Consider the following 14871-nt stretch of genomic DNA (forward strand, 5'->3'; position numbering starts at 1 on the left):
GCCTAAAAGCCATCACCTGTTGATGGCTTTTTTATAAATGCCATTTTGATAACTTTATATTTTTTCTCAAAATGATCTTTTATAGTTGTTTCTAAATATTTCGAATTTACACAAAATAACTTAGACAAATTTCAATTATTTCAAAGACTTTTTATTTAAATACATCTGCAAATAAAACACATACTTACAATGTAAATTCCTCCTGTCCTGCATGTCCCCAAATGACATGGTTTTAGACCTCTGAAATGAAAAAATACCGCTTCTTCAAAAGAAAAATTGCTCAGCCACTGAAGGCCTAAACTGTATTTTCATAGTCTGATTTGTGGCTTGCGACACTATACAAAAAGCAATGATTGCTTGAATAACGATAAAATTTAAAAAGGGACAGCTATGTATACTTTCAGCAAGACAGCCCAGTTACTGACTGTGGCTTTAGCGACCACTCTGGGATTCAGTTTTTCTGCACAGACTCAGGCTGCAGCGAGTGCAACACAAGTCATCGAAAAGAGCCGGTCTGACTATGCCAAGACCAAATATCCGATCCTGATGGTACATGGCTGGTTAGGCTGGTCACGTATTGGCACCGATAGTATCGGGCTGGATTACTGGTATCAGATTCTGCCAGATATGGCACGTAATGGTTCAACCGTGTTTGCTGCACAATTATCGCCGGCAAATACAACGATGCATCGCGGAGAACAACTAATCCATCAGGTTGAAGAGGTTCTGGCAATTACCGGAAAGCAAAAACTGAACTTGATTGGCCATTCCCATGGTGGACCAACAGTGCTGTATGTTGCAGCGACCCAGCCGCAGTATATCGCCTCTATTACCGGCGTTGCAGGAACCTACCATGGCTCCAAAGTGGCAGATGATATTCAGAACAATAGCCTGACGCGTACCGCCTTTAACATTTTAGGTGATTATATTATTGGTCCATTGATTGCACTGGGTCAGTTTAAGCCTGAACTGGAAATTGATTTTGATGCTTCCATGAAATCCCTGAGCCAGACCGGTTCAAATACTTTTAATGCCACAGTGGCACAGCAGGTGGTCAAAGATGGCGTATTGGCTTCTACAGAAAACTGCAATAAAAATTTAAAACAGAAAGATAGTAAAGGCATTCATTATTATTCATGGACGGGTGTGGCCCAAGCCACCAATGCCCTGGATATTGATACGATCCTGATGCAGCTCGGCCCTTTATCTTATGGCAGTAAAGACAATGATGGCATGGTTTCACGTTGTAGTGCGTTCATGGGCAAGGTGATTCATGACCAGTACAAACTCAATCATACGGACCTGGCCAATATGATGTTTGGTCTGAAAGGCGTGTTTGCACCAGATCCGGTCGCCCTCTACCGCCAGCATGCCAACCGACTCAAATTAGAAGGTTTATAACCCCAGAGTGCCTGTATTTTCAGCTGAAATATAGGCTTTTTTTCTGGTTCTTTTTATTTGACCTATCCGCGATCGGGAAGCTGCAATGAAAAAAATAATATCTTACTTAAGCTTTTTGCTACTGGTTTCCCTATTAACTGGCCCTGTGCAAGCCTCGGCATTACAGGAATATAAAAGCAATTTTGTCCTCTCGAGTTATGCCAAGACAAAATACCCGATGGTCTTTGTTCATGGTTTTGGTCTAGGTTTTAACCGGATTGGAACAGATCACATCGGTTTAGATTATTGGTATCAGATTCCCCAAGACCTGAGCCGGCATGGTGCACGGGTGTTTTCTGCCGAATTGTCTGCTGTTGCGTCCAATGAACTGCGCGGTGAACAGCTCTTGATGCAAATTGATGAAATACTGGCACTGACGGGCCAGAAGAAAGTCAATCTGATTGGGCATAGCCAAGGTGGCCCAACAATTCAATATATCGAGGGCGTTGCACCGCATAAAGCCGCCTCTTTAACCGCCATTGCCGGGGCGATGCAAGGCACCCCGGTTTTTGTCAATGCCAGCCAGACGCCACTGCTTGAACCCTTTATCCATGCCATTGGTACAATTTTGGGCCATAGCATGAATCTGGTTACAGCTAACCAGTATCCGGTCAGTATGATCGAGGCACTGCAAGCCATGAATCTAGAGGCGATTCAGGCTTTCAATATGAAATATGGTTCTGCTGCCATTCCCAAAGACTGTCAGTCTCAGGGCAGCAAACTTACGCCAAATGGAATTTACCACTATTCCTGGATGGGCAACCGGCAGGCGACCAATCCACTGGATGCGATTGAATCTACAGTCGTGAGGTTAGGTAGCAGTTTCCTGAAAGGAGAAGCCAATGATGGTACTCTGCCGCTGTGTAGCGGGCGCTATGGCCAGATTATCCGTCAGGACTATGCCCACAACCATTTTGATGAAGTAAACCAGTTTTTCGGTATTTTGGGCCCCTTCGCGCAGGATCCGATCGCCCTGTATCGCCAACATGCCAACCGGCTCAAACTGCAAGGCTTATAAATCACTTATTTTTATGAATAGATCATCTCTATTAATTAAAAAAACTTAGGAAACTGAGTCCCTGCTACATAGGGGAACTTTAGGCAACTGGATGAGGATCATCCCGTTAAAACAACAAAAGTGAGGAAAATATAATGAAATTCGGAATATTAATCACCGGCCTGCTGCTGGCGGGTACATGCCTTAGCACCCAGGCATCCACCCAGGCCAGTCAGGTCACAGCAAAAGCCAGTTCACAATATGCCAAGACCCAATATCCGATTGTCTTTGCACATGGTATGGCGGGTTTCATCCGGATCGGTACTGACCAGTTTGGACTGGATTACTGGTATCAGATTTTACCGGATCTGGCGCGTAATGGCGGTAATGTCTGGGCAACACGTGTCTCGCCTTTTAACTCATCGGAAATTCGGGGTGAGCAACTTTTAGAGCAGGTAAATGAAATTCTGGCCATTACCGGTGCAAAGAAAGTCAATCTGATCGGTCATTCGCATGGCGGCCCGACCATTCGTTATGTCGCAGGTGCAGGGAATGGAATAGTCGCTTCCCTGACTTCTGTCGGTGCTCCGCATAAGGGCTCCCCGGTTGGAGACCTGATCCTGCAAGCAGAAGGTACACCGATACAAGGGCCTTTAGTCGGTGGTATCAACCTGGTGTCTAAGGCCATCACCTGGGCACAAGGTCTGGATCCGAACAGTTTCCCGCATGATTCTCTGGCCGGTGGTCGCAGCCTGACCCTGGCAGGATCCGCTCAATTCAACCAGAAATATCCGCTCGGTATGCCAACCACCGCCTGCGGTGAAGGTAAGGAAAAAGACGGTGATATTCGTCATTATTCATTTACCGGTATAGGTCAAGTCACCAATCCGCTCGATCCTGATTCAGCCTTGACAGTTACAGCTCTACTCATTGATGGCGGCAAGGAAAATGATGGTCTGGTCTCCCGCTGTAGTGCCAAATTCGGTAAAACCATTCGGGATAACTACAACTGGAACCATCTGGATGAAGTGAACCAGTTCCTCGGATTAAAAAATATCTTTGCTCCAGACCCAGTCGATGTTTATCGCCAGCATGCCAACCGGCTCAAATTGCAAGGCCTGTAATTCAATCTCATCCCTGTCATCCCAATGCACAGGGATTTTCTAATTTTTAAACCGCCAAAATGGAACTTTATGAAAATTAGAACGCATTTTATAACCTTATGCTGCGTGTTATTTGCGGGCCAATATGTGCAGGCTTCCAATTTGCAGCAAGCAGAATCCAGATTTGTCGTGTCCAATTATGCAAAAATACAATACCCGATTGTATTTGCACATGGCATGGTCGGCTTTAATCGAATTGGTTTTGATGCCTTAGGCATGGATTATTGGTATCAAATTTTGCCAGATTTAGCCCGTAACGGTTCAACTGCCTTTGCCACCCGCATCTCACCTTTCAATTCCAGCGAAATCAGAGGTGAACAATATGTGGAGCAACTGAAAGAAGTCATGGCAATCACCGGCGCCAAAAAACTGAATTTAATTGGTCATAGTCATGGTGCGCATAGCGTGCGTTATGCAGCCGGGGTGATACCGCAACATGTAGCCTCCGTGATGACTGTGGGGGGTGCCAACCAAGGCACCATTGTCGCCTCTGATGTCATGCGACTTGCTAATCAAACCGGAACATCTGAACTGCTCAATACCCTGATCAGCAGTTTTGGCAACGTCATCATGTGGGCACAAGGCTTAGACAGTCAAGCTTTCCCACATAATACTCTGGCAGCAGGACACAGCACGTCGATTGAAGGCACAGCCGAATTTAACCAACGCTTTAAACTCGGGCTTTCGCTGAGCCCATGTGGTGAAGGCAAATATACAGACCAAGGCATTGCACTGTATTCAATGACGGGAATCAACCCGTGACCAATCCCCTAGATGTCAGCGATGCCGCCATGAAAGCCTTGGATCTACTTTCTGCGAGCAAGGCTGGCGCAAATGATGGAATTGTGTCGGTATGTAGTGCCAAATTTGGTAAAACGATTCGTGATGATTACCCGTGGAATCATCTGGATGAAATCAACTTGTTGTTTGGCATTAAAGGTACCTTTGCGCCTGATCCAGTTGCTGCCTATCGTCAGCATGCCAACCGTTTAAAACTGCAAGGTTTATGATTTATTAAAATAGCCAGACATAAAAAAATGCGCCCAAAGGCGCATTTTTTCACTCGTATAAAACTTAAAATTAAGCTTTAGTTTTACGAGCTGGTAATTTTTCACGAATACGTGCAGCTTTACCAGACAATTCACGTAGGTAGTAAAGTTTAGCACGACGAACGTCACCACGACGTTTCACTTCGATACCAGCAACGATTGGAGAGTGAGTTTGGAATACACGCTCAACACCAACACCGCTAGAAATTTTACGTACTGTGAACGCAGAGTTCAAACCACGGTTTTTCTTAGCAATTACAACGCCTTCGAACGCCTGTAAACGCTCACGGTCGCCTTCTTTTACTTTAACTTGAACAATAACTGTATCACCTGGTGCAAAAGCAGGGATGTTTTGTTTCAATTGTGCGTTTTCAATTACTTGAACTAAAGGATGCTTACCGCTCATGGGGTATCTCCAATATGTGCGAGTCAGAAGAGGTCTGATCATCGCTGGGTATAGAGGCTAAAGCGCATACACCCGATTATCTTTCCCTTTATGGTTGACCATCTCAACCATAAAGAGCCTATTAAAGAATACTTAAATGATTTTAAGTACTTGCTTGAAGACAGAAATGATTACTCATCAATATCTTACAAATCTTTCAGCCATTTTTTCTGCTGCTTGGTCAACTCGACTTTTTCCACCAACTCTGGGCGGCGTTCAAGTGTACGCTGATATCGCTGCAAAAACCGCCATTTTTCAATATTGGCATGATGCCCGGACTTTAACACCTCAGGCACATCCAAACCTTCAAAATGATCTGGCTTGGTATATTGTGGGCAATCTAGCAGACCATCCACAAATGAGTCTTGCACGTGTGATTGTTCATCAGACATGGCACCCGGAAGTCTCCGGATAATACTGTCCAATAAAACCATCGCAGGAAGTTCACCACCTGACAACACGTAATCTCCAATTGACCATTCCTGATCAACATATTGCTGGATCAAACGCTCATCAACGCCTTCATAACGTCCGCACAGTACAATGATTCCGTCATATTTGACAAAATCCTGTACCGCAGTTTCGTTTAAGGTCTTTCCTTGCGGTGACATATACACCACAGGAACCTGAACTGCACCTGCTTGCTTTGCAAGCTCTTTGGCATGCTGGATTGCTTTTGCCAAAGGCTCAGCCATCATCACCATACCCGGACCACCGCCGAATGGACGTTCATCCACCCGTTTATAGTTGCCCGTCGCATAATCGCGAGGATTGATGCAATGAATTTGCATCAACTCACGTTTTGCTGCGCGCCCGCTAATCCCATAGGCTGTAATCGCTTCAAACATTTCAGGAAAAAGCGTAATGACTGCAAAAAACATCGCAGACTCCCGTATTTCCGAAAAATTCTTAGTAGTCTACGCCCCAATTGACGTAGATACGACCAGCTTCAAGATCAACGCGTTGCACCACATCTTTATGCCATGGGATCATTCGCTCTTCGCCATCAATGCTGTCGGCAGTTGCGCGAACCACCATCACATCGTTAGCACCTGTTTCAAACAGCTCAAAAATTTGACCGAGATTGACTTCTTGTTCTTCATCATCCAGACCTAACACAGTTAGACCTTTTAAATCAGACCAATAGTACTCATCTACGCCTGCTTGAGGCAGTTGCGATTTAGAGATCCAGACATTGGAGCCAACCAGTTCGTCTGCACCAGTGCGATCACTCACACCTTTAAGCGAAACTACCAGGCCTTTACCATGTGGTTTCCAACGTTTTACATCGACAATTTGCCAACCTGCTTTGGTCTCAATGTACCAAGGCAGATAGTCAAATATGTTGCTCATAGGTTCTGTATTGGAATAGACCCAGAGCCACCCATTTAATCCATATGCTGAACGCAACTGTCCAATCTGAATACGATCTTCGGGAACATTCTGTGTTGGTGTCATGGGCAAGCTACTACCTAATTTATATAAAAATTATGCAGCAACTGCAGCTTTCTTAGCTTGAGCAGCTAAAGAAGCAACACGATCAGAAGGTTGAGCACCTTGAGAAACCCAGTGAGCAAAACGGTCAGCATCTAAACGAAGTTTTTCTGCTTTACCTTGAGCTGTAGGGTTGAAGAAACCGATACGTTCGATGAAACGACCGTCACGTGCATTACGGCTATCAGTCACAATGATTTGATAGAACGGACGTTTTTTAGCACCACCGCGTGCAAGACGAATAACAACCATGATAGAACCTTATAGTTTTTACGGATTATCCTTGTACCGACCATCGATACAGCTCAAACCCCTTTCATAGAGGGCAGTATTTTACTTGAACTTTGCCCTGAATGAAAGATCAAAAAGTGTTTGGCTACAATTTTGGATTTATTTACCATCCCAGTTGGAGTTTGGCGATAATGCACAACTTGATGCTCCTTTCGCCCAGTATTTTTCAGATTTATTATTCAAACACACCCACCCATCACCAGCCTGTAAGGTTCCTGTGATTGGCTTTGCAATTAACGTCCAACTTGTTGTATTAGTTAAAACAGCATCAAAACTTAAACTATACAAAGCAGTACCTTGTTTCGGTGTAACCGCTGATCCATATATTTGAGCAATTGTTGCCCCCGAAAAAGAACCATTCATCCCTTTATAAGCATTCATTCTTTCTGCAATGAACATCATTTCTGATTGGGCTTCTGCTCGATTCATCTTGATTTTATATTGTTGATAAGAGGGATAAGCGATGGCTGCCAATATTGCAATAATTACAACAACAATCATCAATTCAATAAGCGTAAACCCTTGCTTTACCATGATTCAGCTCCATCTCCCTCATTACCACATGAGGTATAACTTACTTTCGTATAATCTTTTTTATTCATACACTTGGCACCCAAGCTATTTAATAAAAGACCATAGTTCTTTTGATCTAAACTTTCTGCTTTTATTGCCCAGCTACTTCCTATAGCAAACATGTCAGACTGTGAGGATTTATCAAAATCAATCTTTTTGTTCAATAAATCCGTTTTAATTTCAGGATCTTTGATGGTACTGGTTACATTCCCCTCTTCATCCTTCTCAAACTCACTGACCGTATAAAAACCAATAATGCTTAATCTATAACTAGGATTAGTCGAATGAATAGGGAGTGAAATTTGCTGTTTAGCCGTATCAAAGTTTGAATTCAAAACACCATCTTTATCTCTATATAAATAACTTGCCTCAAAACCTTTATAACTAAAGTTCTTAGCTTTATGTCGCTCCAATTGCTCAGCAAGCTTTTGCATTTCCTGTTGTGCTTGAGCCAAATGTGAACGTTGTACATAAATCTGATAGCTTGGCAAAGCGATTGCAGCGAGTAACGCCACAATCACCACAACCACCATCAACTCAATTAAGGTAAAACCCAACTGCGACTTGTTTTGTGAAAAAGGAGATTTCATTCTTTTCACTCCTTCGTTGAATAGCGTTCATACCAACGATGTGGAATAAATTTCAACGAACCACCTGCTGGAATAAAACGGTTACCTATAGTAGCACAATCAGCACCTACACATTTCACATTATCTGGATCTGGATCTGGAACAATAATCCCTTTATTCCCTTTAGAGCTAGTCATTGGACCAACGTTTAAACCCACAATACCAGCACCTAAATGATAGGTATATCTAGCCTGTTCAGGGCATACACCTGTCGGTAAGCATAACCGCTGTGTAAAACTATCACCTTTTACACCAGCACCGCATGAAGATGTTGTACCTGTAGCAGATGCATCATACATAGTTACATACAAATTTCCCTCCATTGCAACCAATGGAGTAATTCCTTTTACTATGCCTTCGCTAACTGTAACAGTACTGGCTTCTTTTTGTGCTTCTGTGAAGTTTTTATTAAATGGATAATACCAACCTCCCCAGCCACTTGATGGATCAATTTTTGCACCTTTTGAAGCCGTTGCTGTTTTATTATTAATAATATCCGTCAACAATCTAAGCTTGGTCTTATTAGGAGTTGCTGCAGCTGCTGATTCAGCACTGGTCGCTAGTGTTTTAGCAGCTGTTCGTGTCGCTGGATAGTAAGACCCATTTGGATGAATATCATATTCATACAGCGCATAAACAGCATCATAGCTCAGACCTGTTGAATTTGACTGCCCTGTTGCTGTTGGAGAATCTGATGTAGCCAATAATGGTGAGCTTTTATTCCCTGAGACAAAAGATGCAACGACTATATTACCGCCTTCCAATTTCCCCGCACTGTGATGTGCTGTAAATGTTGGCATATAATAAAAGCGAGGGCTTTTACCATCTGTTTTATGTAAATTCAAAATTTTGGTTACTTGTGAATCAAAAGTAGAGCCCCCAGCATTTTTAAAATCAATACGGAAAGCTTGACCAGCTAAATCCCCAAAATAAATATGATCGACTACACCATCATTATTTCGATCAATAGTTTTAATTTCACTTACTACACTATATTTAAGGTCTTCATTTTTAACATGATCAATACCATTTTCACCATTAGTAGAGTCTGCATACCAAAGTAAATCACCATTGTTAGCATCAAACATATATACGCCGGAACCACGGCTATCAGTACTACATCTTAAATTACCCGCAGCACATGAAACTTGCGCCTGTTTATAATCATGATATTCATATCCACCATAGCCTGATCGAACACCATTTTCATAAAGACCATCACCCTCTGGACCACCAGCGTCGTAACCGCCGCCTACAAACATAACGAGCTTACGCTCACCTTTCCAGTTAACATAATCCAATTTAGGTTTTGACCAACTTTGACCCATGTTGGCCAAGGCATCATAGACTTTTTCTGATAACTGAGGGTTACCATCCTTATCATACGTCAAACGTTTAACACTACTGCTCGCTGGATCAATATGAAACTTAACTTTCGGTTTTGCGACTGAATTGTCCAGGTCTGTTAAGTCAAGGGCATAATAACTCCGACCACCCATTCTTAAACCACCGTAAACCCACTGTTTTCCTTTTAAATTTTCTTTTTCACTAGAGTTAGAGCCTGCAACATCTCTAGCAATACCATCCACAGTAAGCGTGCCATCATCTTTACTTACATATACTGTATGTGCCGTCCACTCCCCATCGATACCATAATACAGACCTGCTTTACCTTTATTCCAACTCCCTGCACCCACCTTCAGTAATTCATACTGTTTTTCCAACATCTCTTTCGGTAAAAAGCTAAATTTTTCCTCACCAGAATCTGCATCAACCACATGCAATAAGCCTTGAGTTGTCCCAAACAAAATGTAGTCTTGACGGTCTTCACTGTCTACATAGACTCCCCCTGATTCATTACGTTTTGCTATTGCCTTACCACTCTGAGTTAATAGCACTGGTAAAGAATGTAAACTGCTTCCCATTTGACGCAAAACTTCAACTGGAGCTGCATTACTCAGATCATAACCATTCGTAGATTCATTAGCCGGTATTTGATAACCTAACAATGCCATTAAGGCTCTTACACGCTCAGGATCGTCTGTTTTTGTCTTAGAGCTAGTTGTATATGTTGGTTTAACTTGAATTAAACTTAAGTCTTGAGCAATACGGCTACCCTCTTCTTTTGTTCCATCAAACGAGTAGTCTGTATATATATAACGTGCAGGTTTTTCTTCTTCTATGCCATATTTTAACTTACCTAATACACCATACTTTTTATAAGTTGATGTACCAGAAGGGTAAGTCATTGTGCTGTCTTTAGACCAAATATCTTTTAAATCTGCAAGAATACTCTTCTTCACAACAACTTTTTTAGTTCCTGCTTCATCAGCAAAAATACCATTATCAACAACATAGTATTTCTTTAAATTACCAAACCACAATTGCTTAACATCAGAGTCTTTCACCTTAGGTTCAAATTGAGGGAAGTATGAATATCCCTGTACAACTTCTGGATTTAGACTATCTAACGGAATAGTTGAAGAGCCAGTACTAATACTTGGAATATCAACACTTCGATCCTCAATAAAGCGGTTTAAACTGGCGACAATTTGTGCTGAATCATCAGCTGAAGTAAACCCACCTTGACCAAAACTACCGCCTGCAGAACTATGCAGACCCCATTCATATGCATTTTTACCGTCCTGATCTGTTGTATTTTCAGCATCAGCAAAAACTTTACCCAATCCAACAACGGCAGTTGCAATTCCTTTTTCTTTGGTTAACCCTGTAATACGCTTTAATTCTGTAACATCATTTAATTGTTTTGAAAAAGATCCTATAGCTTTCCAATCTGATTTAAACGAATAATTATCATTCGCACCTGTATTATTACTAAATCCATCTCCAAATACCCAAGTACCGGATGATAATGCTCTTCGCATAATCGTTTGAGTATTTGAATCTTTATCTGTTTGTGGCTGACCATCAGTTAAGAAATAAATTCCATCTCCAGTACATTGATTGATTGGTGATGTATATTTTCCATCAGCATAAATACTAGACGGTGCTAAGTTACTTCCACTATAACTATTGCTACTACCTCCCCTAGTGGTTGTACCCAAGAGATAAGCAGCCGCTTCTGCATAAGCTGCTGATGTAGGTGTCCCACCTTCACCTTTAAATTCATTACTTTTAACAAGGTCTATTACTTTTTGACGCTGAGCTGAACCAATATCTCCCCATTCAGCTACTGGTATACGAATATACCCCCTTTTGTTATTCTCTGAAGATGTTAAATATGGATAAGTTCCTATCCCAATGTGTACATTCGGTTTAATGCCTGTTTTTGTTGTATCATTATATAGTGGCATTACTGCCAACGCGTACAGGGCATTTTTCAACCGACTAATTCTATCCAGGTATATATTTGTTGCAACAGTATTTTTATAATAATAAGTTGAAGAATCTCTATACCCTCCTAGTTCCGGCTGATAACCAGTTATACTCGGAGCTGCTATCCTTACTGCACATGAGTCTTTATTTTTATAGACGCTACCTACATTCACAGCACCGCATCGATACCATACATTCTGATCTTCATAGCATGGAGATCTATTTCTACGTCCACAGCCTGTTGCGGATGTTTGTACTGATTCGACTATTGTCCTATAAAAGTAGGCCTTCCCTGCTCCTACTTCACAATAATTAATTTTATACCCATAGCCATCCGGATGATTTATACCCTTCTTTAATACAACATTAGATGTACTAACACCATCAGGTATATCACATGCATCATCACCTACTTGATGCAAATCCATACTGCCCGATGTATCTAACATCATCACAATTACAGCTCCCGCTGCTGAACTGCTATTGGAAGTATAGATTTCTATATCACTCGCATAAGAAGTCGCAGTCTGAGCAATTAAAAAGGTAATAGAAGCTGCTAATATCGCAAGTTTGAATTTACTTATAGGCTTCAACTGCTGCTGTTGAATTTTTTGAATCTGATGCTGCTTCATTTTCTATCCCCCTACGAGCTAGCTTTTAGCGTGCGCAAACTGTATTCCATATCTTGAGTACTATATGGAACGTTATTTCTTGCCAAACAATCAGTAACGGTATCGTTATCAACCAAAGGATCAACAAAGCTGGTGTGATTTTTCAAACAATTATTGACCTGCTGAACACTGGCTGAACTTAAATTTGGAAGTAAAGAGGTTGCCGTAATCACCACGTGCTGAATTCCCGTACTCTTTGAACTTTCTTTGTCATCGCCTTCCATCATGTGTTCCCAATCTCGATCCGTATCTGCTGCACGCACAGTGACTTGAGTCATTACAGCTTGACGACCACTAATAAAATCACCACGAGTTGTTTGACAAAAACCATTTTGTCCCAATTCTGTATTTACAATTTTCTTATTCTGCCAATACACAGAACTGGCAATACGACTTCCAGAAAAGTTATCTGTCACATTACCTCGCACACAAAATACTAATTCTTTACCTTTATTTTCAGGACGTAACGCATAAGCCAACATACCATCACCAATACGCATTTGAGCAAATTGCAAAGCATTACTGGTTTTGTTCTCTAAAGTAAAAAATACTGAATCACTGTTTTGAACCAATAATGAACTTGCCTGCGCATTCGTTGAAATATTTAAAGAAGTAATACTGGAACGAATTGCCCATGTACCCGCAATTGCAATCACAATCAGCATTACCAATACAACAATAAGTACTGAACCATTTTGAGAGCGTCTATGATTTACTTTTAGTACATTCATTTCCCTCTCCTTACTTCGCGATGCCAAAACCATTACGTATCGCAATGGTTTGTGTAACTACATTTCGCATATACAACTTATTTTTGTCATGTGGATTCAATTTCGCTCGGGTATTCAAAACTTGATATTCTTTATCGGCATTAAACAAGTCATTATTTCCCACGGTATTATTCGAGCGAACCAACAACCCTACTTTGACTGCAACAATCTGTGGTTTCTCTGTAGCAGCAAGATTCTTATAATCGGCAATTGAAATTTGACCAAAACAATCCAACTGCCCATCTGCTGCTGCAGTAGCAGAACAAGCCTTATTCATTCCATCTCTTGCAACAACCAACTGAATGCTTAAGTGATCCACTCTAGGAATCATAATTTGTCCATTACCAGACAAATCAATTTCCGTTGGCTCATCTCCTGTATAACTAGCAGCTGTACATGCCAAAGCCAATGGTTTATTCGGGTCATTTCTATTGCTATCATTTCTTAAAAAATAACGCTGCACCACATAAGCATCTTTCGTAATTTGGCGACCTTCACAGTCAAATTGATTTCCCATTGAGTTTTTATATTGGATCACCAATTGGTCACTAGCTTGCCCCACTAAGTTAGATGAATTACTTACCGCACCCTCAGACAAAGCATTTTTAAGTGTAATATCTAAAGTTGTAGTAGGTTTACCATCCTCACCATTTTTAAATTTTTGGGTGTAGTTGCGTGCGTCCAACACTATTCCCCCGTGCAGAACCCTGTCATTGATCATCGGCTCAACCGCATTTAAGTTAGCCAAACGTATTTCACGTACAAATGTTTCCAAGCCAAAAAGTGAATCATTCTGCAAATCAGAAAGTGCCTGTTGAGTAGATACACCTTTTTGCCCTGTTAAAGCCAACTGAATAGCAATTGCACTAACAACAAGCCCTAAGCTGAGTGCAATCATTAACTCTAAAAGTGTGAAACCACCTTGTTTAGAATACAAAAACAGCTTTTTATTTAAATTCATTTTAAAAAGCCTCCATAACTAAACACTTAGAATTTGCTACGTAAGCCCCAGTTGAAGAATCAATACAAGCGTTCAAATTACTTTCTATATTGGTGTCACCCCAAGCTACATAAATACAATTCAGGCTACTACCGACACAATTATTGATTTTAACTACATGTCCCACTTCTGCTGCCTTTTGCGTAATCTGACTCGCATCAAACTGAGCCATAACTTGGCTAGAGCAATTCGGTACATAGCTTTGTACACTTCCAACGCAACCATCTTTTTTAGTCTTCGCATTGATCGCCGTTTTATACTCAGCCAATTCCGATTTATTCACTCGCATTCTTTCAGCTAAATCACGCGCTATATTGATTGCAATGGTTCGATCTGTTGCCTCATTTGCTGCATCCACTGCTCTTAATTGCAACCCAACAAAACCTAGAATACCTATGGCTAACAATAACAAGGCAACCAAGACCTCTATTAAGCCAACACCTTTTTGCGTATTCATGTTATTCATGAGCACACCCCTAATTCAATTTTTTCCACGGTGCCATTCATTGAAAGTGTAATAGTGCGACTTTGTTTTATTTTTGAATTACATAACTCAAATTTAAGCGGTAATAAAACTTCCACTGTTGGTGGATTAGTGGGTGGTATGGTGGTTAGATCTGTAGTTTGATCTTTATCATAATTTTCATTATCAATTGTTTTTGTTCTCTGCCGTGGAATACCTACTGAATTATAGGCAACATCAGAAAAATCAACATCATTGGCGTTTGAATTCAAATCCACATCATCATATTTGGGTATCCAATAAAGAATTTCTGCTGTGTTTGTTCCACTTTCAAATTTTACTGTCACATTTTTTCTTAAAGTTGTAGCTTGTGCTCGCGCATCACTTAACACCAAAGACAGCTCACGAATTGAGGTATCTAAATGTCGTTTTGCAATCAAATCCCCAAAAGAAGGAGCAGCTATCGTCGCCATAATTGCCAATACTGCAATCGTCACCATCAGCTCAATTAACGTGAATCCTCTTATTTTTCGCATCCTGCCCCCAAAGC

14 protein-coding genes and 1 pseudogene are annotated in these 14871 nt (G+C 41.3%); 4 read left to right on the forward strand and 11 right to left on the reverse strand.

Translation table 11 applies throughout. From position 1 onward, the window contains the following. Positions 1–390 precede the first annotated feature (390 nt). From F894_RS13570 to F894_RS13585, 4 genes and pseudogenes are all read left to right on the forward strand, one after another. Positions 391–1401 carry an esterase/lipase family protein gene (locus tag F894_RS13570; protein ID WP_005248304.1) on the forward strand — a complete coding sequence of 337 codons (1011 nt, stop codon included), beginning with the start codon at positions 391–393 and terminating at the stop codon, positions 1399–1401. 85 nt (positions 1402–1486) lie between these two features. Next, positions 1487–2458: an esterase/lipase family protein gene (locus F894_RS13575; protein ID WP_005248306.1), complete on the forward strand. Its 972-nt coding sequence runs from the start codon at positions 1487–1489 to the stop codon at positions 2456–2458. A gap of 134 nt (positions 2459–2592) precedes the next feature. Continuing rightward, the gene (locus tag F894_RS13580) at positions 2593–3561 is read left to right on the forward strand and encodes an esterase/lipase family protein (protein ID WP_005248308.1); all 969 of its coding nucleotides are present in this window, start codon (positions 2593–2595) and stop codon (positions 3559–3561) included. Positions 3562–3630: 69 nt separating this feature from the next. Next, a pseudogene (locus F894_RS13585) lies at positions 3631–4610 on the forward strand (esterase/lipase family protein). 70 nt (positions 4611–4680) lie between these two features. Here the strand turns inward: F894_RS13585 and rplS are convergent. The 11 genes from rplS to F894_RS13645 form a co-directional block, all read right to left on the reverse strand. Continuing rightward, a complete protein-coding gene (rplS, locus tag F894_RS13595; protein WP_004281205.1) occupies positions 4681–5055 on the reverse strand; it encodes a 50S ribosomal protein L19 in 375 nt (124 codons plus the stop codon). A gap of 185 nt (positions 5056–5240) precedes the next feature. After that, positions 5241–5975 carry a tRNA (guanosine(37)-N1)-methyltransferase TrmD gene (gene trmD, locus F894_RS13600; RefSeq protein ID WP_005248311.1) on the reverse strand — a complete coding sequence of 245 codons (735 nt, stop codon included), beginning with the start codon at positions 5973–5975 and terminating at the stop codon, positions 5241–5243. 28 nt (positions 5976–6003) lie between these two features. Then, on the reverse strand, positions 6004–6552 hold the full coding sequence (gene rimM, locus F894_RS13605) for a ribosome maturation factor RimM (RefSeq protein WP_004281200.1): 549 nt from the start codon (positions 6550–6552) through the stop codon (positions 6004–6006). 30 nt (positions 6553–6582) lie between these two features. Continuing rightward, entirely contained in the window at positions 6583–6840 is a 258-nt protein-coding gene (gene rpsP, locus F894_RS13610; protein ID WP_004281198.1) for a 30S ribosomal protein S16, read from the reverse strand. A gap of 138 nt (positions 6841–6978) precedes the next feature. Beyond that, positions 6979–7413, reverse strand: a complete 435-nt coding sequence (locus F894_RS13615; RefSeq protein ID WP_005248312.1) for a type IV pilin protein — start codon at positions 7411–7413, stop codon at positions 6979–6981. Further along, on the reverse strand, positions 7407–8042 hold the full coding sequence (locus F894_RS15430) for a type IV pilin protein (RefSeq protein WP_005248313.1): 636 nt from the start codon (positions 8040–8042) through the stop codon (positions 7407–7409). Before F894_RS15430 ends, F894_RS13615 begins: the two co-directional genes overlap by 7 nt. A gap of 5 nt (positions 8043–8047) precedes the next feature. Beyond that, positions 8048–12049, reverse strand: a complete 4002-nt coding sequence (locus F894_RS13625) for a pilus assembly protein (RefSeq protein WP_005248314.1) — start codon at positions 12047–12049, stop codon at positions 8048–8050. Between the two features lie 11 nt (positions 12050–12060). After that, positions 12061–12819, reverse strand: a complete 759-nt coding sequence (locus F894_RS13630) for a pilus assembly PilX family protein (RefSeq protein ID WP_005248315.1) — start codon at positions 12817–12819, stop codon at positions 12061–12063. A 10-nt stretch (positions 12820–12829) separates the two neighbouring features. Beyond that, positions 12830–13819: a PilW family protein gene (locus F894_RS13635; protein ID WP_005248317.1), complete on the reverse strand. Its 990-nt coding sequence runs from the start codon at positions 13817–13819 to the stop codon at positions 12830–12832. Between the two features lies 1 nt (position 13820). Next, entirely contained in the window at positions 13821–14324 is a 504-nt protein-coding gene (gene pilV / locus F894_RS13640; protein WP_005248333.1) for a type IV pilus modification protein PilV, read from the reverse strand. Then, positions 14321–14857 (reverse strand): pilus assembly FimT family protein, encoded by a 537-nt coding sequence (locus F894_RS13645; RefSeq protein ID WP_005248334.1) that lies wholly within the window; start codon positions 14855–14857, stop codon positions 14321–14323. The genes pilV and F894_RS13645 overlap by 4 nt, the downstream gene beginning before the upstream one ends. Between the last annotated feature and the right edge of the window lie 14 nt (positions 14858–14871).

The sequence above is a fragment of the Acinetobacter sp. CIP 51.11 genome (genome assembly GCF_000369665.1).
Classification (GTDB): Bacteria; Pseudomonadota; Gammaproteobacteria; order Pseudomonadales; family Moraxellaceae; genus Acinetobacter; species Acinetobacter lwoffii_S.